Source organism: Staphylococcus sp. GDX8P54P (assembly GCF_017893165.1).
Taxonomy (GTDB): domain Bacteria; phylum Bacillota; class Bacilli; order Staphylococcales; family Staphylococcaceae; genus Staphylococcus; species Staphylococcus borealis.
This window is the reverse complement of the sequence record NZ_JAESMM010000047.1, coordinates 1-21850: the sequence shown is the minus strand read 5'-3', so window position 1 is coordinate 21850 and position 21850 is coordinate 1. Positions and strand designations below refer to the sequence as shown.

The 21850-nt window shown below is 36.2% G+C and carries 20 protein-coding genes; 11 read left to right on the top strand and 9 right to left on the bottom strand.

Annotation, left to right across the window (positions count from 1 at the left end; genetic code table 11):
- Positions 1-76 precede the first annotated feature (76 nt).
- Positions 77-1234: an N-acetylglucosamine-6-phosphate deacetylase gene (gene nagA / locus KA909_RS11780; RefSeq protein WP_193838772.1), complete on the bottom strand. Its 1158-nt coding sequence runs from the start codon at positions 1232-1234 to the stop codon at positions 77-79.
- A gap of 218 nt (positions 1235-1452) precedes the next feature.
- Here nagA and KA909_RS11775 point away from each other — a divergent pair, with 218 nt between their 5' ends.
- Positions 1453-3066 (top strand): BCCT family transporter, encoded by a 1614-nt coding sequence (locus KA909_RS11775; protein WP_193838771.1) that lies wholly within the window; start codon positions 1453-1455, stop codon positions 3064-3066.
- A 275-nt stretch (positions 3067-3341) separates the two neighbouring features.
- Positions 3342-4127 (top strand): putative hydro-lyase, encoded by a 786-nt coding sequence (locus tag KA909_RS11770; protein WP_193838770.1) that lies wholly within the window; start codon positions 3342-3344, stop codon positions 4125-4127.
- A gap of 57 nt (positions 4128-4184) precedes the next feature.
- Here the strand turns inward: KA909_RS11770 and KA909_RS11765 are convergent, their stop codons facing one another.
- Positions 4185-5384 carry a DUF819 family protein gene (locus tag KA909_RS11765; RefSeq protein WP_210130270.1) on the bottom strand — a complete coding sequence of 400 codons (1200 nt, stop codon included), beginning with the start codon at positions 5382-5384 and terminating at the stop codon, positions 4185-4187.
- A 191-nt stretch (positions 5385-5575) separates the two neighbouring features.
- Between KA909_RS11765 and KA909_RS11760 the strand changes: the two genes are divergently transcribed.
- The 4 genes from KA909_RS11760 to KA909_RS11745 all read left to right on the top strand — a co-directional run bounded on the left by KA909_RS11760 (position 5576) and on the right by KA909_RS11745 (position 9081).
- A complete protein-coding gene (locus KA909_RS11760; protein ID WP_193839938.1) occupies positions 5576-6994 on the top strand; it encodes an anion permease in 1419 nt (472 codons plus the stop codon).
- Positions 6995-7232: 238 nt separating this feature from the next.
- A complete protein-coding gene (locus KA909_RS11755; RefSeq protein ID WP_193838769.1) occupies positions 7233-7490 on the top strand; it encodes a hypothetical protein in 258 nt (85 codons plus the stop codon).
- A gap of 164 nt (positions 7491-7654) precedes the next feature.
- Positions 7655-8152, top strand: coding sequence for an HTH domain-containing protein (locus KA909_RS11750; RefSeq protein ID WP_194378041.1), 498 nt, complete (start codon positions 7655-7657; stop codon positions 8150-8152).
- A 116-nt stretch (positions 8153-8268) separates the two neighbouring features.
- The gene (locus tag KA909_RS11745) at positions 8269-9081 is read left to right on the top strand and encodes a hypothetical protein (RefSeq protein WP_210130256.1); all 813 of its coding nucleotides are present in this window, start codon (positions 8269-8271) and stop codon (positions 9079-9081) included.
- A gap of 54 nt (positions 9082-9135) precedes the next feature.
- On the opposite strand, the gene KA909_RS11740 is transcribed toward KA909_RS11745, so the two are convergent.
- The 4 genes from KA909_RS11740 to KA909_RS11725 form a co-directional block, all read right to left on the bottom strand.
- Positions 9136-10212 carry a hypothetical protein gene (locus KA909_RS11740; protein WP_210130255.1) on the bottom strand — a complete coding sequence of 359 codons (1077 nt, stop codon included), beginning with the start codon at positions 10210-10212 and terminating at the stop codon, positions 9136-9138.
- 256 nt (positions 10213-10468) lie between these two features.
- On the bottom strand, positions 10469-10669 hold the full coding sequence (locus tag KA909_RS11735; RefSeq protein WP_193838765.1) for a hypothetical protein: 201 nt from the start codon (positions 10667-10669) through the stop codon (positions 10469-10471).
- Positions 10670-10733: 64 nt separating this feature from the next.
- Positions 10734-11699 (bottom strand): biotin synthase BioB, encoded by a 966-nt coding sequence (gene bioB / locus KA909_RS11730; protein WP_194376769.1) that lies wholly within the window; start codon positions 11697-11699, stop codon positions 10734-10736.
- Between the two features lie 235 nt (positions 11700-11934).
- Positions 11935-13128, bottom strand: a complete 1194-nt coding sequence (locus tag KA909_RS11725) for an NADH-dependent flavin oxidoreductase (protein ID WP_193838763.1) — start codon at positions 13126-13128, stop codon at positions 11935-11937.
- A 239-nt stretch (positions 13129-13367) separates the two neighbouring features.
- Here KA909_RS11725 and KA909_RS11720 point away from each other — a divergent pair, with 239 nt between their 5' ends.
- The 5 genes from KA909_RS11720 to lplA are packed head-to-tail and all read left to right on the top strand — an operon-like array spanning position 13368 to position 17461.
- Positions 13368-14369, top strand: coding sequence for an LLM class flavin-dependent oxidoreductase (locus KA909_RS11720; protein WP_210130254.1), 1002 nt, complete (start codon positions 13368-13370; stop codon positions 14367-14369).
- A 21-nt stretch (positions 14370-14390) separates the two neighbouring features.
- Positions 14391-14732 carry a glycine cleavage system H family protein gene (locus KA909_RS11715; protein ID WP_053030078.1) on the top strand — a complete coding sequence of 114 codons (342 nt, stop codon included), beginning with the start codon at positions 14391-14393 and terminating at the stop codon, positions 14730-14732.
- A gap of 44 nt (positions 14733-14776) precedes the next feature.
- Entirely contained in the window at positions 14777-15529 is a 753-nt protein-coding gene (locus KA909_RS11710; RefSeq protein ID WP_210130269.1) for a protein-ADP-ribose hydrolase, read from the top strand.
- Positions 15513-16427: an SIR2 family NAD-dependent protein deacylase gene (locus KA909_RS11705; RefSeq protein WP_228480652.1), complete on the top strand. Its 915-nt coding sequence runs from the start codon at positions 15513-15515 to the stop codon at positions 16425-16427. The genes KA909_RS11710 and KA909_RS11705 overlap by 17 nt, the downstream gene beginning before the upstream one ends.
- Before the next feature lie 11 nt (positions 16428-16438).
- Positions 16439-17461: a lipoate--protein ligase gene (lplA, locus tag KA909_RS11700; RefSeq protein WP_053030080.1), complete on the top strand. Its 1023-nt coding sequence runs from the start codon at positions 16439-16441 to the stop codon at positions 17459-17461.
- 233 nt (positions 17462-17694) lie between these two features.
- Here the strand turns inward: lplA and arcC are convergent, their stop codons facing one another.
- From arcC to KA909_RS11685, 3 genes are all read right to left on the bottom strand, one after another.
- Entirely contained in the window at positions 17695-18624 is a 930-nt protein-coding gene (arcC, locus tag KA909_RS11695) for a carbamate kinase (protein WP_053030081.1), read from the bottom strand.
- A gap of 18 nt (positions 18625-18642) precedes the next feature.
- Positions 18643-19641: an ornithine carbamoyltransferase gene (gene argF / locus KA909_RS11690; protein WP_193838761.1), complete on the bottom strand. Its 999-nt coding sequence runs from the start codon at positions 19639-19641 to the stop codon at positions 18643-18645.
- A 326-nt stretch (positions 19642-19967) separates the two neighbouring features.
- Positions 19968-20999: a PTS sugar transporter subunit IIC gene (locus KA909_RS11685; RefSeq protein ID WP_210130253.1), complete on the bottom strand. Its 1032-nt coding sequence runs from the start codon at positions 20997-20999 to the stop codon at positions 19968-19970.
- Positions 21000-21850: the final 851 nt, after the last annotated feature.

Genomic DNA, 21850 nt, shown 5'->3' with positions numbered 1-21850 from the left:
AACATTTACTACATATATACACTTGTATGCATATTTTTAAACGCGGAAAAGAGATAATCACAATTGAATACATTTTTTAATATTGATGTACAACGCCCGATTTGATTGTTTTGTCAATACGAATCGTATCATCTACCACTACGATATCCGCATCTTTGCCGATTGCTAAGCTACCTTTATGCGCATCGATGTTCAATGCAATCGCTTGATTCAAGCTTGTCACACGCCATAAGTTTTCTAATGAATCGTGTGTATAATGAATTAAATTATGCAAACCGTCATTCATTTTAAGAATACTACCTGCTAAGGCACCACTTGCTAGGCGGGCTTCTTTACCTTTAACGATAACGTTCTGTCCACCCAAGTCATATTCCCCATCTTCCATGCCTTTCGCACGCATAGCATCAGTAATGAGATACATATGTTCATTTCCTTTTTGCTTATATGCAATATGCACAGCAGCCGGATGTGAATGAATACCATCCACGATAATTTCAGTATTTAATTGATCATTCGTCCACGCTGCACCAAAGACACCAGGATTGCGATGTTCGAATGGTGTAGCTGCATTATATAGATGTGTGATGTGCTTAGCACCATGTTCCACCGCTTCATTCGCTTCATCAAATGTGGCTACCGTATGCCCCATTGAGAAGATAATATCATCATGTAACTGATTAAGCGTATCATGGGCACCTTCAACTTCTGGTGCAAATGTAATAATTTTGATTTGATGATTAGCCACATCTTGAAAATGCTGAATTTTCGACGCTGATGGACGTTGCACATATTTAGGATTTTGAGCCCCAACTTTATGTTCTGAAATAAATGGTCCTTCTAAATGAATGCCACCTACTTCCGCTGCTTCTCCTTGTTGTTGATCTGCTTGATATGCTACGATATTTTTCAATGCCTTTTCAATATTGGCATCCGATTGTGTCATCGTTGTTGCTAAGAATGTAGTTGTGCCCTCTGATAACAATTGTTCCGCCAAATGTTTCAAACCATCGTAAGACGCATCCATAGCATCCTCACCATAGCCGCCATGAATATGAATATCAATGAACCCAGGCAATACATTTTGACCTTTCACATCTATTTGTTCTAATTCGCCAGTATACGTTCCTTGCTGAATATCACTGATTTTGCCATCTTCTACTACAAGATATCCATTTTCAATAACTTGTTGTTCTGTGTAAATTTTACCGTTCGTAATGACATAGTTTGTCGACATGATATACCTTCTTTTCTATTGAATTCTTCAAATTTTCATCTCAATTATAGCATTTCATTAGATAGTATTTAGCCAAATTTCTCTTTTGGAAAAAGTTTTCAAAATAGCGCAGTATGACTTATGAATCGTTATATTTAATAAAATTTGAATTTTGAAAATATTTACTATTATCGGTATACTCAAAATAAATAAAATATAAAGGATGACTTAATTGAACAATGAATGACAAGCGACAGAAAAACAATTATTTAGTATACACGGTATCCGTGGCCATCATTATACTTATAACTGCAATGGCTGGCTTCTTTCCTAAAGCTTTCGGAAATCATGCACAACATATTTATGACTTTATTTCTAATTCATTTGGTTGGTTATTTTTACTTATCATATTCATTTTAGACATCTTTTTAATCTCTTTAGCAATTTCTCGTTATGGCCGTTTCAAATTAGGGCGTGATGATGAAGAACCAGAATTTTCATTCTTATCATGGTTAGGTATGTTATTTTCGGCTGGACTTGGTGTTGGTATCGTATTCTGGGGGGTTGCTGAACCACTCACACATTATCTCCATTCACCTTTTCCAAAAGACGTGCCGAATGCATCGGCAGAATCTGCTCGTGTAGCTATGGGTTATACTTTCTTCCATTGGGGCATTTCACAATGGTCTATATTCGCCATGGCGGGACTGATCGTGGCGTATTTTCAATTTCGTAAAAAGCGAGACGGATTAATTTCTACAGCAATGGAACCTGTCTTCGGACAAGCTTATAAACGTCCATTTCGAAATATCATTGATATCTTAGCAATTATAGCTACAGTCATGGGTATCGCCACTTCTATCGGTCTTGGAATTATGCAAATTAGTGGTGGTCTTAACCATGTCTTTCATGTACCCAACAATAACGTTACAAAAATAGCTATCACAGTACTCATGGTGTGTATATTCTTAGGTTCTGCGGTAACTGGATTAAATCGTGGCGTGAAATGGCTAAGCAACATCAATATTATTTTAGGTGCAATCTTATTATTATTTATGCTGATTGTTGGGGATTTAAAATTCATCTTTGAATCCTACACGCTAGCCATTGGCGATTATATCAGACATTTTGTTGAATATAGTTTGCGTATCAATCCCTATTCTGGTGATAATGCATGGATTCAACAATGGACCGTCTTTTACTGGGCATGGGTCATCTCATGGTCACCATTTATCGGTGGTTTCGTTGCTCGTGTATCTCGTGGACGTACCATTCGTGAATTTATTATGTGTGTCTTAATCGTACCGCCACTCATTTCATTTGTATGGATTGCTGGCTTTGGTGGTATGGCAGTGAAAGTTGCAATGGGTGGCGATAATATTGCGCAATTAGTTGATAAAGATTACACCATTGCATTATTTGAATTATTATCGAAATTCCCATTGGCTGATATAACGAGCATACTTGCCGTCGTCTTAATATTCTTACTCATAGTGACAAGCGCCGACTCAACGACACATATTGTTGCTGGCATGGCAACGGGAGGTAGTGAGAATCCTAAGGTTAAGCACAAAGTGATTTGGGGATTACTTATTGGTGCAATCTCGGTAGCAATGACGATTGCAGGTGGATTAACAAGCTTACAAACTGCCTCTGTTGTAACAGGATTACCGTTCTCTATCATTCTATTATTAATGACGCTCTCAATTATGCGCGCACTCCGTAGAGAACATACGAAGCACTTCCAAATGTCTTATATCAATGATGACAAAGACTATTCTATCCCATTGGAACAACGCGAACAGCTTAATCAGTCTAATGAAAAGGCGGATCATAATGAGAAACAATCATAATCATATGGACCAGTACTATCATTTATTACCAGTTATTGGGCTAATCATAAGTATATTTTTGTTTATATTGTTTTTTGTCATTTATCGTGTAAGTGATAATTGGATTGTCGTTAGTTTATATTGTTTATTACCGTTATTTGTTAATAGTTCTATCACTTTAGTCTATAACTATTTCAATAAATAAACTGTATCTCCTTTCTTGTCATATGTGTAATTTTAAAATATTGTAGTAATATGCACTTTCAATTATGAAGGGGAAACAAGGGGGATTTAACATGAATTACAAACAAGCATCACCTGAAGTCTTGCGCCAATTGATTCGTAAAGGAGAACTTGTCGATCACACAAGCGGTATGGCTGAGGGCTACATTCAAGCAAATGTAGTCATATTGCCATCGAAATACGCTTATGATTTTTTAAAATTTTGTTTTCGAAATCCTAAGACGTGTCCACTATTAGATGTCTCGGAAGTTGGTGCACATGCATTTCCATATTATGGACGTAACGCAGATATTCGCACTGACGTTCCGAAATACCGCATTTATGAACATGGCCAGTTGATTAAAGAAGTCGATGATATCACAGAGCTGTATACCGAAGATATGGTTAGTTTCTTAATTGGATGTAGTTTCACCTTCGAACATGCCATGTTAGAAGCTGGTTTACCTGTTCGACACATTGAAGAAGGTCATAACGTCCCAATGTATCGTACGCATATTCCTGCCGAATCAAGTGGCTATTTTAAAGGTAATATTACAGTTAGCATGCGTCCAATGACAATGACACAAGCGATTAAAGCAACAGAAATCACATCACACTTTAAGAATGTCCATGGTACGCCCATTCATATTGGTTCACCAGACGAACTGGGTATCACTGATATTAATAAGCCTGATTATGGAGAGGCTGTCACGATCAAACCAAATGAAGTCCCTGTCTTCTGGGGGTGTGGCGTGACACCACAGTCTGTTGCGCTTGATGCTAAACCTGAGTTAATGATTACACACTCACCCGGACACATGTTTATTACAGATATTAAAGATAGCGAATTAAATGATTAAATTTAAAAGGAGATACTCAGCTAAACGTTTTGCTGAGATATCTCCTTTTATGTATGCTTATCCAATGTGTATTAACAATTGATACATAAGTGTCCCGGCATAGTTCCCAATAACATAACCTAATGTGCCTATAATTAATATTGGACCAACAAGCCCTTGCCATCCTTTACTAATTGCTAATGCAGCTGCCGTCGTTGGACCACCTGCTGTCGCATTACTCGCTAACAATATTTCTTCAATCTTGAAGTTAAATAATTTCCCTACAATTAAACTTAAACCTAAATTGAAAATTAAAATAATCATCACAAAGACAAATAACAATGGCGCCGTTTTTATAATCGTCATAAATGAAGCCGGCGTTCCGATAACGACAAAGAATATATAAATAATGAACGTCCCAATTTCTGAAGAACCGGCTAATTTATCAAAGAAATCTCCCCAAATCGCCACCGTTAATAACGTCAGTGTCGTCAATAACAAATACTGATCTCCAAAGAAAGAAACAAGGATAGTTAGTAGAACATTAGACTGCGGTATCACATGTTGAATAACCTCAGATAATTTAAAACTAATAGCTACTAATGCGACTGCAATCGCCACTGAAAGTGCAATATCTAATAGTTGAATTTGCTTCGGTTTCCAATAGGATTGTTGCGTTTCTGGTGTTGACGCTGTTTGGTAATCCGTCTTGAACCATTTCTTTATTATAGGCAATGACGGTATGGCAATTAATAACATAAAGTAAAGCGCCATCACACTATTATCAGCTACAACTGTAGATGAAATCATATCACTTGGTGTTTTAAATTTAGTACTTAAAGCCGCAAAGTTTACACCACCACCGATATAGCTACCTGTCATCATCGCGCCAATCTTAGCTAAGTATGGAATCCATTGATGAAGCACAATAAATCCTACTGTGGTTCCCATTAATGTCCCAACAGACGCAATTAAGAAAATATATAATAATCGACGACTTTCTTTCCAAATCTTTAAAATGTTCGAACTGAACAATAATAAAGGAATTGAAATAGGTACGGCATAATCCCATACCGTATCATACACCGGTGATTCAGTTGGAATCACTTTAAAATTAGATAATACCATCGCACCTACCAAGGCTATAATGGCTCCTGAAATCGTGCTCGCCCATTGATATTTTTGTTCTAAGACAATACTGACTGTCGCCCAAACAATAATAATTGCCCACAATATCCACGTATCATCTTTCGCGATCAACGTCCCTATAGTTAACATCATGTCATCCCCTTTCTTTGAATAACATTTTATCCCATACACATCTAAAATTCGATAGCCTATGCGTTTTTTTAACTTAATATTTCATTGATAATTATTCTCAACAAAATGCAAAAACACGCTGTACATTACTTAAAAATAAGTCTATTCTATGTATGAAAAAGTTCGAAAGTTGGAAAGAAGGTTTCGAGATGAATCACTCTGTTAAATATAAGAAATTTATATTACCCCTTGTCGTCGGCATACTTATCGCTGTGCTTGCCCCCTTCAGACCCGAATCACTCAGTCTGGATGCATGGCTTATGTTTGCTATATTCGTAGGTACCATTATCGGTTGTATCACCCAACCGATGACGATTGGTGCCGTATCAATTATAGGATTCACGTTAACTATATTAGTTGGCGTTATCGATACTAAGACAGCAGTTCAAGGCTTCGGTAACCCAAGTATTTGGTTGATTGCAATGGCATTCTTTATCTCTAGAGGGTTTGTTAAGACTGGACTAGGTCGACGTATCGCACTTCAGTTTGTAAGACTATTTGGTAAAAAGACACTTGGTCTGGCATACTCACTCGTCGGTGTAGATTTAATATTAGCGCCAGCAACACCTAGTAATACTGCCCGTGCTGGTGGTATTATGTTCCCAATCATTCAGTCCCTATCTAAATCATTTGGTTCTGACCCGAAACAAGGCACCGAACGTAAGGTGGGCTCATTTTTAATCTTTACCGAATTTCACGGCAATCTTATTACTGCAGCCATGTTCTTAACAGCAATGGCCGGTAACCCACTCGCTCAAAATTTAGCTGAGAAAACTGCGCATGTTCACGTAACTTGGATGAACTGGTTCTTAGCAGGAGTTGTACCTGGAATTGTGTCACTGATTGTCATACCTTACATTATTTATAAACTCTATCCACCAACAGTGAAAGAGACACCAGATGCGAAACATTGGGCTGAAAATGAATTAGCAGCAATGGGTTCAATTGCTAAAGCTGAAAAATTTATGATTGGTGTATTTATCATCGCCTTACTACTCTGGGTCATCGGTAGCTTTATTGGTGTAGATGCAACATTAACTGCATTTATTGCATTATCTTTATTGCTTATCACAGGTGTATTAGATTGGAAAGATATCTTAAATGAAACGGGTGCTTGGAATACATTAGTTTGGTTCTCAGTGCTAGTTATGATGGCAGATCAACTCAATCAATTAGGCTTTATCCCATGGTTAAGCCATACTATCGCAACAAGCTTAGGTGGCCTCAGTTGGCCAGTCGTTCTTGTCATACTCATTATCTTTTACTTCTATTCACATTACCTATTTGCCAGTTCAACCGCTCACGTCAGTGCGATGTACGCTGCATTGCTTGGCGTAGCCGTTGCCGCAGGTGCACCACCATTATTCAGTGCATTAATGCTTGGCTTCTTTGGAAATTTAATGGCCTCTACAACACACTACAGTAGCGGTCCAGCACCTATCCTTTATGCCGCTGGTTACGTCACTCAGAAACGTTGGTGGCTGATGAACCTTGTTTTAGGCGTTGTGTACTTTGTAATATGGCTTGGTTTAGGTTCTCTATGGATGAAACTGATAGGATTGATGTAACGATACATTAGGAGAGGAACAAAAGATAACGTTCCTCTCTTTTTTTATCGTTTACAATTATTTTAAAAATACACTTTTATGATGCAAAAAACCGCCATTACCTTCCCTGGTAATGGCGGTTTTTCATGTTCTTTTTGTACTTTCTTCTACTTTTTAAAATTCCGTTCTTCTTGAAAGTTAATGAGTCGCCTTGGCAGGCGCCTCTAGTTTCAAACATGAAGAAACGGAGGTGAAACCTATGCTTTATAACATAATCATTCAGGAACTTGCGAAATATCAACAAACGCCAAAAAGTATCGTTAATTGTTATGAACGACTGGATTTTGGAATAGATCGAGTGAATGATCAAGCATTGCTCTTATCAATTTTTCATAATGTTTTTCACAAATTAAATCACAATGATGCGACGAAAGATAATTTAAAAGACATTGCCTCAACGCCTGATGACCTAATTGAGTGGTTCGTATTTCAGTCCTATGTCATTGGTAACGATTGAGATAGACATTATATGTCTTATTAAATTTCAAGAGCTTTAAATATGTAACGCAATATTAAATAAATTAAACTATTTATAAAATTAAATCTTTTAACTAAATGACACATATTGTCTAGGGTCATTTTTTATAATAATTATAGGTTTCGTGAAGGGAAGAATTGCGAATGGAACAGGCATTCAGAGTATTAAATATCTATTCCAAATTATTGAAAAAACAGACAGTTAATAAAGCTAATTTAGCTAAACAATTTGGCGTAAACCCAAGAACCATTCAAAGAGATATTGAAAATATTCGACATTATCTATATGAAGTGAACCTTAATTCAGATATTGCAGAAGAAATTACATTTGACCAACATAAAAACAGTTATTTTATTAAAAGTAGCCATAAAAATATGGGAACAGCACTTCAGACTACTAAAGTCACTTATGAAGTTACACCTCATTTATATGAAAAGCTTAAACATCAGTATGAAATGAAAGTCTTACAACGTACGTCTAAGTCTTACACTATCGAGATTGAAATCAATACTAAGGAAGCAATTGAATTGTGTTTCAATTATCGAAGATCATTACGACTCATTTCACCGACGACGTTACTCAATCAATTCACAACTGAACTCATTAAATTACAAATGATCTATTTACGAAATGAAGTTTAACTAAAGGTGTGAAATGGTTGCGAGATAGAATATCAGTTTATTAAAGATTGAATCATCTCGCTTCTTTTCACACTACTTCAATCTTCAACTTTAAAATAAATTAAGGAGCGTTACCTATGGACAATACTAAAGAACAACTCATGTCTGACATCGCACTAATGATAAAAGGTCATAACCAAATACAGACTTGCAATCAAACTATTAATAAGGAAAACAAAAAAATTCAAAACATGATATTAAATCATATCAAAAGAAAAAATATGTTGTTTTTACTTTTACCAGGTCTTGCTGTCATGATTTTATCCATTATATTATTTCATTCAGTTAGTTTATTTTGTATAGGTATTTTTATTATGATTGCTTGGTTCACCCAAAATAAAAAAGTTAAAAAACCAAGTAAAAATTTTATAAACTCAAATCGTTATAGTAATGCACAACAAGAGATTCACGCACAACCTGAAGCTCAAAATGCATTACAACATATACGTGACAATAAAAATATCATTACTGAAGTTAATCAAACGTTAAATACCTCTGGTGTTTATAGTCGCATTCCAAGTGCTTATTCTCATATCACAGCATTAAGTTCAATGTTCAACTATCTTTATAATCACCGTGCTGATAGTTTAAAAGAAGCCATTAATTTATTTGAAACAGAGTCACATCAAGCACGTATGGAAGGTCAACAGCAACAAATTCTTTCTAAAGTAACGCAAACTAGTATAGATGCAAGAGCTGCCAAATACGCTTCTAACCTAGCTGCAACCAATTCCGCCGCTTCAGCACATTGGGCAAACCGGGCATCTGAATACTCAAAAGAAGCAAGAGATTACGCTGCTTCAGCAAGTTATCAATCCTCTGAAGCAAATCGTAAAGCCGGTTACGCAGCAGCCGACGCTCATAAAGCACGTAAGCATAGCGAACGTTGATAAAATCATAAAAACCACTTATCTAGTCACAATGATAGATAAGTGGTTTTGTATTTATATTTCATTATTCTCCAAAATAAGTGTGCCATGTTTAATTTTTAAATCTAAAAACTCGTCTTTTTTCAAACTACTTTGACGTTCACTCACACTATTATCACTTTTTTTCAAATTACCTTTTGATATTTTACCTGATGAACGCCCTTTATCACTTCTATTTGTAAAGAAGTAAAAATATTCATCTTCCATTTCTTTTAACATTTCTTTAGCATCTTCATTATTAACTTTATAATCATTTTTTAATACTGTCATAATAAGATTTTTCCATACCAAATCATATCTTCTAAATATAAATATGGGTTGGACATTATTACTTAAATCATCTTGTAGATATAATGCTATTCTTCTCAAAATAATACGCGCGCCTAATAATATTGAATCTACCTCTGTTTCAACTAAATCTCTACCAAAGTTATTATTTCCAAAGCCTAACTTAGGTTCTTTAGAACGGAATGGAAAAACTTCAAGATTACATGTCTTTAATTTTTCAACATTTTCTTTTACTATATTATAATTTTCTACTTTACCTAACTCTTTTTTTAGCTTTTGAAAAACTTTATTGTTCTCGTTATCACTTGCTAATAGAGGGTAAAAATACTCGCCTAAATAATAAAACCTATTCGTTAATTTTTTTACACCACTCATTAATTCTTTAAATTTGGATTCATCCAAATTAATTAAGTCTAATAACTCTTTGCTCAACATTGAGCTGTCAGTATCTACAATATGCTTTTTAATTTTTTCTTCATTTGAATAGTTTAAAAATTTTGCGCTTAAATCACCAGTATTTGTGCTTTCAAATTCATCAAAAAAATCTTCTAACTTTTCAGGTTCAGTTTTCTTATCTATAATTGCAATGTTTGGATTAAGTAAACATTGAAAAATTGTTGATTTATCAATGTTTCCATGAATTTGATTTGGTAAACCATAATGTATGTTTTTAGGAAATTCTTTTGCTTTACCTGTTTTTAAATATTTATTTTCTAAATCCTCTTCTATCGCTAACCATGAAAAGTTTTCACTATTGTAATTGAAATCACCAGTAAAATAATTAGATTCATTCTCTTTATTCATTATCATTAAATAATTATTAATAAGATGTGTAGCTCTTTCTTGTGCCTATGGATTGTATTTTGCCATAAATTCATTTTTATTAAATATTGTATTATCTAATAAGATCTTTTCAAATTTCTCTTCCATTTGTCCTTGCCCCATTTCTAATAAGTGAGATTTCTACGATATATTATATATTTAGAAATAGTCGTCTCATCACTTACATTTAATCATTTAACAAAGACAATATATGGGTGTATATTATTAATTCGTGAGTTCAGTCATTATTATTTTCTTTTTCTCTAATCTTTCCTAAATTAACAATCCCTATGGTAAGTGGCCCATATAGAAACATTAATGCATATGCCACATTAGTACCCATTACAAAATGGAATATACAGAATGCCAATATGCCTACTACAATAAGTAAAATGTTATGCCAACGTTTATCTCCAAATGATGATTGTTTAGATGACATGTTATTTCATCCTTTTCTAAATGTTCTTCTCTTCCATCGTAGCAAATTTCAAACGTATTCTAAACTACCCATCAATCTCAAATCCTAAATCTTCAATCATCTGATAGTCGAGTTCGTTTGGTTGTCCGCCTGTAATCAAATAATCACCTACAAAGATGGAATTGGCTGCCTTTAATGCGATGGCTTGGAGTGATCGTAAATTCACTTCTCGACCACCGGCAATACGAATTTCTTTAGATGGATTAATAAGTCGAAACATCGCGATAATTCTTAAACATTTCATTGGCGATAATAAATCGAGTCCACCGAATTTTGTTCCTTTAATTGGGTGTAGGAAATTAATTGGAATACTATCAGCATCAATATCTTTCAACGCAAACGCCATATCGATAATGTCCTCGTTCGTCTCACCCATGCCACAAATCACACCTGAACACGGCGAGATGTGATTCGCTTTCATGATTTCAACCGTACGTACGCGATCTTCATATGTATGTGTCGTTACAACCTCGCTATGATAACGTTCACTTGTATTTAAATTATGATTATAGCGATCCACACCCGCTTCTTTTAACTTCTCCGCTTGCGCTTCATTCGTTAGTCCTAAGCAGGCACAAATTTTAAGTTGTGGGTGTAACGCTTTAATTTCTTCTACTGTGTCGCAAATGTGATCAACCTCTCTATTTGTAGGACCACGCCCACTCATCACGATACAGTATGTACCAATATGGTTATCTGTCGCTACTTGTGCACCTGCTTTAATTTTTTCTGGTTCCACTAAGGCGTATCGCTGTTTGTCTTTCATTTTCACAGATTGACCGCAATAACCACAGTCTTCTGAACAAATGCCACTTTTCGCATTAAGTATCATATTTAATTTCACTTTTTTTCCGAAAAAGTGTTTACGAAGCACATACGCTTCATTTAATAATTCAAACGTATCTATCGCTTCATCTTCAAATAATGCTAACGCCTCATCCTTACTCAATAAGTCTTGATTTAAGATACGATCTGCTAAATTTAATCTCATGTTGTTAAACCCCTTATCCTTAAAAAAATCCCGCTAAACTCTAAATGTAAACTTTATATAATAATAAGTTTACATTAACAACGTAAAAAATTAAATATTTAGCCGAAAATTAAACAAAGCAAAAGGCTGGAACGTATTAAAACATCCCAACCTATATCAACATATTCTTGTTCTATTCATCATTGTAGGACAATGCAACAAAATCTTTTAACACATTCGTTTTATGCCTTGCATCCTACTCTTCATCATAATTTTTCTCTAATTTACGCAATTCATCGCGTGTTTTCTTCTGCAGGCCTTCGCCATAATCCATCATTTGTACAATATCTTTAAAGGCAGCATGTGGAATGGCCAGCTCATCTAACTCATCTGGATGTACATGTAAGTCAATGGCGTCTTCACGTCCTTCTGCCAATTTGCCCACGAAATCTGGTTCTGTGACAAATGGTGAAGACATGCCAACCATATCAGCGTTACTTAAAGCATCTAGTGCCGTCTCAGGTGAATTAATACCACCACTCGCAATTAAAGGTATACGACCATTTAAATGTTCATATACGACTTGATTAACGCGTCGTCCATAATGCGCGCCAGGTGTACGTGTCTTATTCTGATAAATATTACGCCCCCAACTTGCGATAGCCAGATAATGAATATTGGCGACGTCCATAACCCAATCGATATGTTGATTAAATTCATCGACGGTATAGCCTAAGTCACTACCTCTAGTTTCTTCAGGTGTTGCTCTATAGCCGAAGATGAAATCACTTGGTGCTTCATCATCAATCACTTTCTGTACTGCTTGCATGACCTCTAAGCCAAAGCGTGCTCGATTCTCTAATGAATCAACACCATACTGGTCATGACGTTGATTAGAGAATGTTGAGAAGAATGTTTGTAATAATAAACGTTGTGCGACTGAAATCTCAACACCATCAAAGCCCGCTTGGATTGCACGAGATGTCGCATCTGCATATTGTTGTGTAACTTCATGAATTTTATCAACTGACATCTCTAACACGTTATGTTTAATTGGTGAATGCAAAGTCATTGGACTGGGGCCATACACTTCTCCATAATTCATAATTGCAGTATTGGAGAATCTTCCAGCATGTGCGAGTTGAATAATCGCTTTATTACCATCTTGTTTCATCGCTTGCGCAACTTTTCTAAGACCAGGAATACAAGCATCATCAGAGATATTAAAGCCGTATTCAAACAATTGTCCATATGGCTCAATATATGCTGCGCCGGTTACTTGCAATCCTGCTGAACTTGCGCGTCGTTTCGCATAACGTAAATCTTCTTCTGTGATATGTCCTTCTTTCGTAGATGAGTTCGTCGTCATTGGCGAAAGGACAAATCGATTGGCTAATGTAATGCCATTAGATAATGTAATGGGTTCTAGCAATGGTGCGTACTTCGACATTTTATGACATCCTCTTTCGTTCATTTTTGTATTATTTTCAAAGTATCATGCTTTATGACAATACACAATCGACTTGTTTGTGAACGCATTTTCGGCCCCTTTTCGGGAAAAGAAAATAGCAGTAGAACATTTGTGTGACGTATAAACTAAATTACTACAAAAATTCTTTAAACACGTTAAAATGGTGGTGGGTATTATAATAAGGGACTAAACAATTAAGCTTTGGAGATGAGCACCAAGTGGATTTCAATATATTAGATTATGCCATGATTGATGAAGGTAAGGATGCGACACAAGCATTACAAGATACAACAAGACTTGCAAAACGCGCTGACGAACTAGGTTATAAACGTTTCTGGTTAACGGAACATCATGACGTTCCAGCGTTTGCGAGTGGTAGTCCTGAACTCTTAATGATGCATTTGTTAGGGGAAACGAAACGCATTAAGTTGGGGTCTGGTGGGGTCATGTTACCGCACTATAGTCCGTTTAAAGTGGCCGAAAATTTCAAGTTGTTAGAGGCACTCCACCCTGGTCGGGTTGACTTGGGTATCGGCAATAATCCAGGTACAGCGGTGGTTAAACGCGCAATGGACGAGGACAAACGTGATTATCTTGATTATGCACAAAGTATTGAAGATATTCGCCATTACTTGACGCAAGCACCAGAAGCCCAACGCGTAGGACAGGTCATTAGTCAGCCTCAGCTATCTCGTCATCCTGATATGTGGCTCTTAAGCGCAAGTCAACGTTCAGCTAAATTAGCTGCTACACAAGGCATGGGCTACACATTAGGGACATTCTTATTACCAAATCAAGATAAGATTGATGCAGCTAAAGCGTCTGTCGAAACGTATCGCGAACATTTTCAACCGACTGCGTTAAACATGTCACCCACAGTCATGTTAACCACGTTTGTCATCGTTACGGATACTGAAGAAGAGGCGCAAGACTTATTACATGCACTTGACGTTTGGTTATTAGGCAAACAACAATTTGCTGAGTTTGACCGCTTCCCTTCTATTGAAACAGCTAGACAATATAAATTAAGTGACCGTGATAAACGCGTTATCGCTCAACACCGCTCACGAATTCTAGCTGGAACAATAGCACAAGTGAAACCCCGCTTGGATGCAATGATCCAAGAATTTAAGGCGGATGAAGTCTTAGTTGTACCACTATTACCAGGCATCGACCAACGATGTCGTACTATCGAACGCATAGCACAAGCGTATTTATAAAGAAAGAAAGGATGATATGTAATGGCTAAATTAGCTAATTATTTATATGTAGAAAAAGTAGGTAACCAATATATTTATCGTATGACACCTGAATTACAAGATGATGTAGGTACTGTAGGTTATGTCGAATTTATGGGCGCAGACGATGTTAATGTTAATGATGAAATCGTCAGCATCGAAGCATCTAAAACTGTATTAGATGTGCAATCTCCACTTGCAGGTAAAATCGTCGAACGTAATACGAAAGCAGAAGATGAACCAGCTATTTTAAATTCAGAAAAACCAGAAGAAAATTGGTTAGTTAAATTAGAAAATGTAGATGAAGCAGCATACGACGCATTACCAGATCCAGATGAGGATTAAATGCAGTGAATCAACAAGAACGTTTAGCTTATCTAATTGAAGCCATGTGGAAAGAACAATATGGTGACAAACCTTTAGACCTCCCTGAGACTGACATAGAACAGTGGGAATTGTATCGTGGTTTGGCCAATGTTCGTCCACCTGAGCCTGTAAGTTCTGAGTACTTAGAGATACAAGATGCCTTTTTATCTACATTGAACAACCAACAAAACATCACACATATTGAAGATTTAACACCTATTTCAGATGCGTCACTATATGTATGGCAAGGCGACATCACAACACTTGCTATTGACGGTATCGTCAACGCAGCGAACAGCCGATTCTTAGGATGTATGCAAGCGAATCATGATTGCATCGATAACATCATTCACACTAAAGCTGGTGTACAATTACGTCTTGATTGCGCTGATATTATTGCGCAACAAGGCCGTAAAGAAGGTGTGGGGAAAGCAAAGATTACCTCTGCTTATAATCTACCAGCGACATATGTTATTCATACAGTCGGCCCTCAAATTCTTAAACAACCTGTGTCACAGATGAATAAAGATTTGCTCGCACGTTGTTATCGAAGTTGTCTGGCACTCGCCGACGAACATGGCTTAAAGCATCTAGCATTCTGTTGTATTTCAACAGGTGTCTTTGGATTCCCTCAAGATGAAGCGAGTCGCATAGCAATTCAAACCACACGCGACTATTTGCATGAAACTGGCTCAAAGATGAAAGTACTCTTTAACGTATTCACAGACAGAGATTTAGCACTTTATAAGGAGGCTTTCAATGACGACAACAGATAACACGACACAGAAACAGAACTGGATTGCACTTGATAAGGCGCAACAAGCAGACGCTAATCAAACCGATATTTTAGCACAAGCGATTGATGAAGCAGATGCCATTGTTGTAGGTATAGGTGCGGGGATGTCTGCATCAGACGGCTTCACTTATATTGGTGAACGCTTTACGCAGAATTTCCCTGATTTTATCGAGAAATATAACTTCTTCGATATGCTACAAGCGAGTCTGCATCCATTTGAAAGTTGGCAGGAGTATTGGGCATTTGAAAGTCGTTTCGTGAAATTAAACTACTTAGATCAACCTGTAGGTCCTTCTTACGTGGCACTTAAACAGATGCTTCAGCAAAAGGATTATCATATCATTACGACAAATGCAGATAATGCCTTTCTAGTGGCAGATTATGATTTAGACAAAGTGTTCCATATTCAAGGAGAATACATTCTCTGGCAATGTAGCCAACACTGTCATGCACAAACGTATCGTGACGATGATGCAATTCGCGAAATGGTAGCCCAACAAGAAGACATGAAAATTCCATATGAGCTGATTCCACATTGCCCAAAATGTGATGCACCTATGGAAATTAATAAACGTAAAGCACAAGTAGGGATGGTTGAAGATGCGGACTTCCATGCACAACTGGATCGCTACAACCATTTTCTAGACACGCATAAAGATGGCAAAGTGTTATATCTTGAAATCGGTATTGGTTATACGACACCACAATTTGTGAAACATCCGTTCCAACGTATGACACGCCAAAACCCAAATGCTGTGTTTATGACGTTAAACAAGAAAGCGTATCGCATCCCTAAATCAATCCAAGATAGAACGATTCATCTTACTGAAGATATTGCGTCGTTAATCATTCATGCACAAAGACAATTAACAACTTAGGAGACGAGAACATGTATTTAATAGAACCTATTCGTAATGGTAAATATATCGATGATGGCGCCGTTAACTTGGCGATGCAAGTATATGTTAATAACCACATCTTTTTAGATGAAGATATATTACTTCCATATTATTGCCAACCGAAAGTAGAAATCGGTCGCTTCCAGAATACTGCAGTAGAAATTAATCAAGATTATGTCGATGCGCATCATATTAAAGTCGTGCGCCGTGATACAGGCGGTGGCGCAGTTTATGTGGATGATGGTGCCGTCAACGTATGTTGCATTTTAGAACAAGATACATCCATATACGGAGATTTCCAACGCTTCTACCGTCCGGCCATTCAAGCACTACACAATTTAGGCGCCACTGACGTCATTCAAAGTGGTCGAAATGACCTTGCTTTAAATGACAAGAAAATTTCAGGCGCTGCGATGACATTATTGAATGATCGTATTTATGGTGGTTATTCATTATTATTGGATGTTGATTATGACGCCATGGTCAACGTGTTGAAACCAAACCGTAAGAAGATTGAATCTAAAGGTATTAAATCCGTACGTGCCCGTGTCGGTCAAATTCGTGATGCATTAGATCCTAAATATCAAGACATCACTATTCATGAATTTAAAGATCTGATGATTACGCAAATTATGGGCATTGATGACATTAAAGATGCTAAACGCTATGAATTAACTGATGAAGATTGGGCTGGCATCGATCAATTAGTCGCTGAAAAGTATGATAATTGGGAATGGAACTATGGCCGTTCACCACGATACGAATACAACCGAAATGAACGCTTTAGTTGCGGCACAATTGATATTTCCCTATCAATTGAACATAACCGTATTGCCGCTTGTCGTATTTATGGCGATTTCTTTGGTCAAGGCAACATTCACGATGTTGAAGCACATTTAATTGGGACACGCATGGTCAAAGCAGATTTAATTGAACGTTTGAATGACATTGATTTAACCTTCTACTTTGGCAATCTTAGCGTAGAAGAATTTGTGGCATTTATATTGAGTTAATTGTAACAGAGCAATTTTAAGTTACATTATTGAATGTTACTAACAACTAAATCACATTTGATAAACCTCATTCCCTTCACTACGCCATTTAGTGGGGGATTTTTAATATTTAAATGACCACTAAAAACCTGAGCTTAGTATGTAAATCACATACACTAAGCCCAGGTTCAACTTATTTATTAAAATGTATTGAGTGTTATTTTATAACCATGTCAAAAGTCAATCACATAACATTACTTTTTAATTAATGTACCAATCTTACCATCTAAGGCATCTCCTAAGTCTTCAAGAGATGTGATTAATACACTACCTTCTGGATTTTTCTCGATGAATTGTAATGCTGCTTCTACTTTAGGTAACATACTGCCTTTTGCAAATTGACCGTCAGCAATGTGTTTATTCATTTCATCTACTGTTACTTCACCTAAAGCTTCTTGATTATCTTTACCATAGTTAATGTAAACATAGTCTACTGCTGTTAAGATAATTAATTGATCTGATTTTAAGTGTGCTGCTAATAAAGCACTTGTTTTATCTTTATCGATAACAGCATCGACGCCTTTGTAGTTACCTTCTTCTTTAACAACTGGGATACCGCCACCACCAGCTGCAATAACGAGTGTGCCGTGTTTAATCAATGTTTCAATGCTATCTAATTCTACAATGTTGATTGGCATTGGAGAAGGTACAACTCGACGATAGCCACGTCCTGAGTCTTCTACAAATTGATAACCTTTTTCTTGCATTGTTTGATCCGCTTGTTCTTTAGTATAGAATAGACCAATTGGTTTTGTTGGATTATCAAATGCTTGGTCATCACCAGCAACTTCTACTTGTGTTACTAATGTAACAACTTGTTTATCGATACCTAATTCATGAAGTTCATTTAATAAACTTTCTTGTAGTTGATAGCCAATGTAAGCTTGACTCATTGCGCCACATTCTGGGAATGGGAACGCTGGTCCTTGGCCATTTTCAGCTGCGTAATTTAATCCTAAATTAATACTGCCGACTTGTGGGCCATTACCATGACTGATTACAACTTCATAACCTTTTTGAATTAAGCTAACTAATGATTTAGCTGTTCCTTTAACTAATTCTAATTGCTCTTCAGGTGATTGTCCTAAAGCGTTACCACCTAAAGCCACTACGATTTTAGACATAGGTAGGTCTCCCTTCGATTATTCTCCTAAAGTTGCAACCATCACAGCTTTAATAGTGTGTGCTCTGTTTTCTGCTTCTTGGAAGACAACAGATTGTTCACTTTCAAAGACTTCGTCAGCAACTTCCATTTCAGTTAAGCCATATTTTTCTTGAATTTCTTTACCAATTTTAGTTTCAGTATCGTGGAATGATGGTAAGCAGTGTTCGAAGATTGCACGTGGGTTACCAGTTTTTTCCATCATTTCTTTAGTTACACGATATGGTTCTAATAATTTAATACGTTGTTCCCAAACTTCATCAGGTTCACCCATTGATACCCAAACGTCTGTGTAGATAACGTCTGAACCTTTAACACCTTCGTCGATGTTATCAGTTACTAAGATTTCGCCACCATTTTTAGCTGCGATTTCTTTACAACGATTTAATAATTCATCTGTTGGATTTAATTCTTTAGGGCAAACTAAGTGGAAAGTCATTCCCATAATTGCTGCACCTTGCATTAATGCATTTGCAACGTTGTTACGTCCGTCTCCAACATATGTGAAGTTAATTTCGTGGTATGGTTTTTTCAATACTTCTTTTGCTGTTAAGAAGTCAGCAAGTACTTGAGTTGGATGATCTTCATCTGTTAAGCCGTTCCACACAGGCACACCTGAATATTTCGCTAATTCTTCAACAGTACGTTGTGAGAAGCCACGGTATTCGATTCCATCATACATACCACCTAATACACGAGCAGTATCTTTAGCAGATTCTTTTTTACCCATTTGGCTTCCAGTTGGTCCAAGATATGTCACGTGAGCGCCTTGATCATATGCTGCAGTTTCAAACGCACAACGTGTACGCGTAGAGTCTTTTTCAAAGATCAAAGCGATGTTTTTACCTTTAAGCTTTTGTTGTTCTATACCAGCGTATTTCGCTCGTTTTAAGTCCTCAGATAGATTTAGTAAAAACTCAACCTCTTTTTGTGAAAAGTCTAATAGTGTTAAAAAACTTCTATTTCTTAAATTTTGCATCTTGTACAACTCCTTTGTGATATCTTTCACATGTATTGTAAGCGATAACAAAATATAATACAACACTTTTTAAATAAGTTTATAAATTATTTATGTATAATTGACAAAATGTTTACAATAACATGATTTTAGATATTTTTACATTTTATAGCGTTATAATGAAAGAGATTACTCCAATTTTTATATTTTTATTATTACACATAAAATAGTATTATTAAACTTATTTAGTAATTCGTTTCTCATTAGCAATACTTATTCCATTTTTTTAATTTATATACTAAAAAACCTTCTTTGTCACAATGGTACAAAGAAGGTTTATTTTGATATTATGCGTCTTTAGCGCCTCGATTAATCATGTCCTGTTTAGTAACAATTGGGTATTTTTTAAATACGAGTGAACCAATCCAACCTGCAAGTCCACCAACGATAGCCATCACTACACCGTATATAACAACTGTCATTGGATTATTAAAGCCAAACATGACAAGGAAACCTGCAATCGGTGTCGCTGTACCTGTCGCATCATTAACCATACCAGATAATGCGATAATTAGACCTGCTGCTGCACCACCGAAGAAGTTGGTTATGTATATTGGAATTGGGTTAGCTGATACGATATCTGCTTGAGATAACGGTTCAATACTTACTGAGATTGTTGATTTACGATCACCTAGTTTTAAACGGTGGAATAATGTTCCGTTCATAAATGCTGAACTAAATGCAGCCATTGCCCCGATTGCCATTGGTATACCTGTTAATCCGAGTAATGCGGTTAATGCCATTGAACTTAATGGTGCTGTACCAACAACTGTAATAATACCTCCGAGAACAATACCCATAAAGATTGGATTCGTGTCTGTACTGCTTTGAATAATGTCACCAATTTTCAAGAGTGTATTATTAACGACTGGTGTTAAGCCAGCTGCAATTAATCTTGCAAGTGGCGCAAGGATCACAACCGAACCAATTAAATCGACACCGTCTGGAACATATTTCTCTGTGTATTTCATAACGTAACCAATCAGATAACCTGCGAAGAAACCTGGTAAGAGATTCATACCACCACAGGCAGCACCAATCACTAGTGCATAGACTGGAGACACACCAATCGCAAGTGCAGTTAATCCTGCTGCAGCAACGCCACCAAGGCCTCCCGCAGCATCCCCTAACTCTTCAAGAAACTTGATGCCAAAGACTTCTCCGCCTACATACTTGTTGAATGCTTCGACTAAGAATGTTGCAATCGCCGCATTTGCTAGTGCTCCCATCGCACGCATACCATTGGGCGCTTTATACGTAAATAATGTAAAAATAATAAGAACTAAAATTAAAAATAACGTGCCAATAAGTAAATCCATAAAATTTTTCCATCCCCTTATAGATAATAAAAAAAGAGAATATAAGTTAACTGTTTTAAACCCCTAAAGTTATCTTTTATCCTCATTTAGTGACTATTTTACTAAAAAAACAAATTATATTCCACAGAATTTATTATTTTTTATGTAAAAAACAAAATAAATACTATGCAAAATCATATATACGTAAATCGCATTTAATTGTATCGTTTTGTAATGGAAAAACTTAGAAATCGTAGGATAGCATGGCACGCTAAAAGAAAATATCTTTATCTTCACTAAAATTAATATTTTTATCCTTTTTGATTGTAAAAAGAGTTTTATTTTAAATTGAATGGGTATTTATCAAAAGTAGATACATGATTTATGTATTTGTTTTGGGAGACTAATTGCATTCGTAATGTTCTTTACGTGATCAATTACATGCTCTTTTCTTTTCAATTTAGTTTGAATTACTCAAACTTCTTTAAATTATTGAGTACATTTATGAATTACTAGTAATCCCATGCCAATAAAATGTATCCTTACGTACATTTTATTAAAAACCCAATTTTTATATTTTCCCAAAACGCCAATATGGCCGTTGAAGCACTTATAGTTCTCCCAATCTATAAGTGCTTTTGTTGTGTGAAAAATAGGAGTGGGACAGAATTCTTTTGAATTCGTCGTCCCACCCCCGCAAGGATGACTAGAACTGAGAAAAGCTTGATTTAAGCGCCTTCTCAGTTCAGTCAGCTACTGCGAATTTGCAAAATAGCTTCATTATATTATTTATGTCCCAGCCTCTTTTCTCAGTTTTTTTCGTTTTTGGGTGAGACAGACAAGCTATCGATATTATAATGATTGATAATTTT

Coding starts and splice junctions, on each gene's coding strand:
- nagA (WP_193838772.1), bottom strand. CDS start 1,234: ATGTCGACAAACTATGTCATTACGAACGGTAAAATTTACACAGAACAA.
- KA909_RS11775 (WP_193838771.1), top strand. CDS start 1,453: ATGAATGACAAGCGACAGAAAAACAATTATTTAGTATACACGGTATCC.
- KA909_RS11770 (WP_193838770.1), top strand. CDS start 3,342: ATGAATTACAAACAAGCATCACCTGAAGTCTTGCGCCAATTGATTCGT.
- KA909_RS11765 (WP_210130270.1), bottom strand. CDS start 5,384: ATGTTAACTATAGGGACGTTGATCGCGAAAGATGATACGTGGATATTG.
- KA909_RS11760 (WP_193839938.1), top strand. CDS start 5,576: ATGAATCACTCTGTTAAATATAAGAAATTTATATTACCCCTTGTCGTC.
- KA909_RS11755 (WP_193838769.1), top strand. CDS start 7,233: ATGCTTTATAACATAATCATTCAGGAACTTGCGAAATATCAACAAACG.
- KA909_RS11750 (WP_194378041.1), top strand. CDS start 7,655: ATGGAACAGGCATTCAGAGTATTAAATATCTATTCCAAATTATTGAAA.
- KA909_RS11745 (WP_210130256.1), top strand. CDS start 8,269: ATGGACAATACTAAAGAACAACTCATGTCTGACATCGCACTAATGATA.
- KA909_RS11740 (WP_210130255.1), bottom strand. CDS start 10,212: ATGAATAAAGAGAATGAATCTAATTATTTTACTGGTGATTTCAATTAC.
- KA909_RS11735 (WP_193838765.1), bottom strand. CDS start 10,669: ATGTCATCTAAACAATCATCATTTGGAGATAAACGTTGGCATAACATT.
- bioB (WP_194376769.1), bottom strand. CDS start 11,699: ATGAGATTAAATTTAGCAGATCGTATCTTAAATCAAGACTTATTGAGT.
- KA909_RS11725 (WP_193838763.1), bottom strand. CDS start 13,128: ATGTCGAAGTACGCACCATTGCTAGAACCCATTACATTATCTAATGGC.
- KA909_RS11715 (WP_053030078.1), top strand. CDS start 14,391: ATGGCTAAATTAGCTAATTATTTATATGTAGAAAAAGTAGGTAACCAA.
- KA909_RS11710 (WP_210130269.1), top strand. CDS start 14,777: ATGTGGAAAGAACAATATGGTGACAAACCTTTAGACCTCCCTGAGACT.
- KA909_RS11705 (WP_228480652.1), top strand. CDS start 15,513: ATGACGACAACAGATAACACGACACAGAAACAGAACTGGATTGCACTT.
- lplA (WP_053030080.1), top strand. CDS start 16,439: ATGTATTTAATAGAACCTATTCGTAATGGTAAATATATCGATGATGGC.
- arcC (WP_053030081.1), bottom strand. CDS start 18,624: ATGTCTAAAATCGTAGTGGCTTTAGGTGGTAACGCTTTAGGACAATCA.
- argF (WP_193838761.1), bottom strand. CDS start 19,641: ATGCAAAATTTAAGAAATAGAAGTTTTTTAACACTATTAGACTTTTCA.
- KA909_RS11685 (WP_210130253.1), bottom strand. CDS start 20,999: ATGGATTTACTTATTGGCACGTTATTTTTAATTTTAGTTCTTATTATT.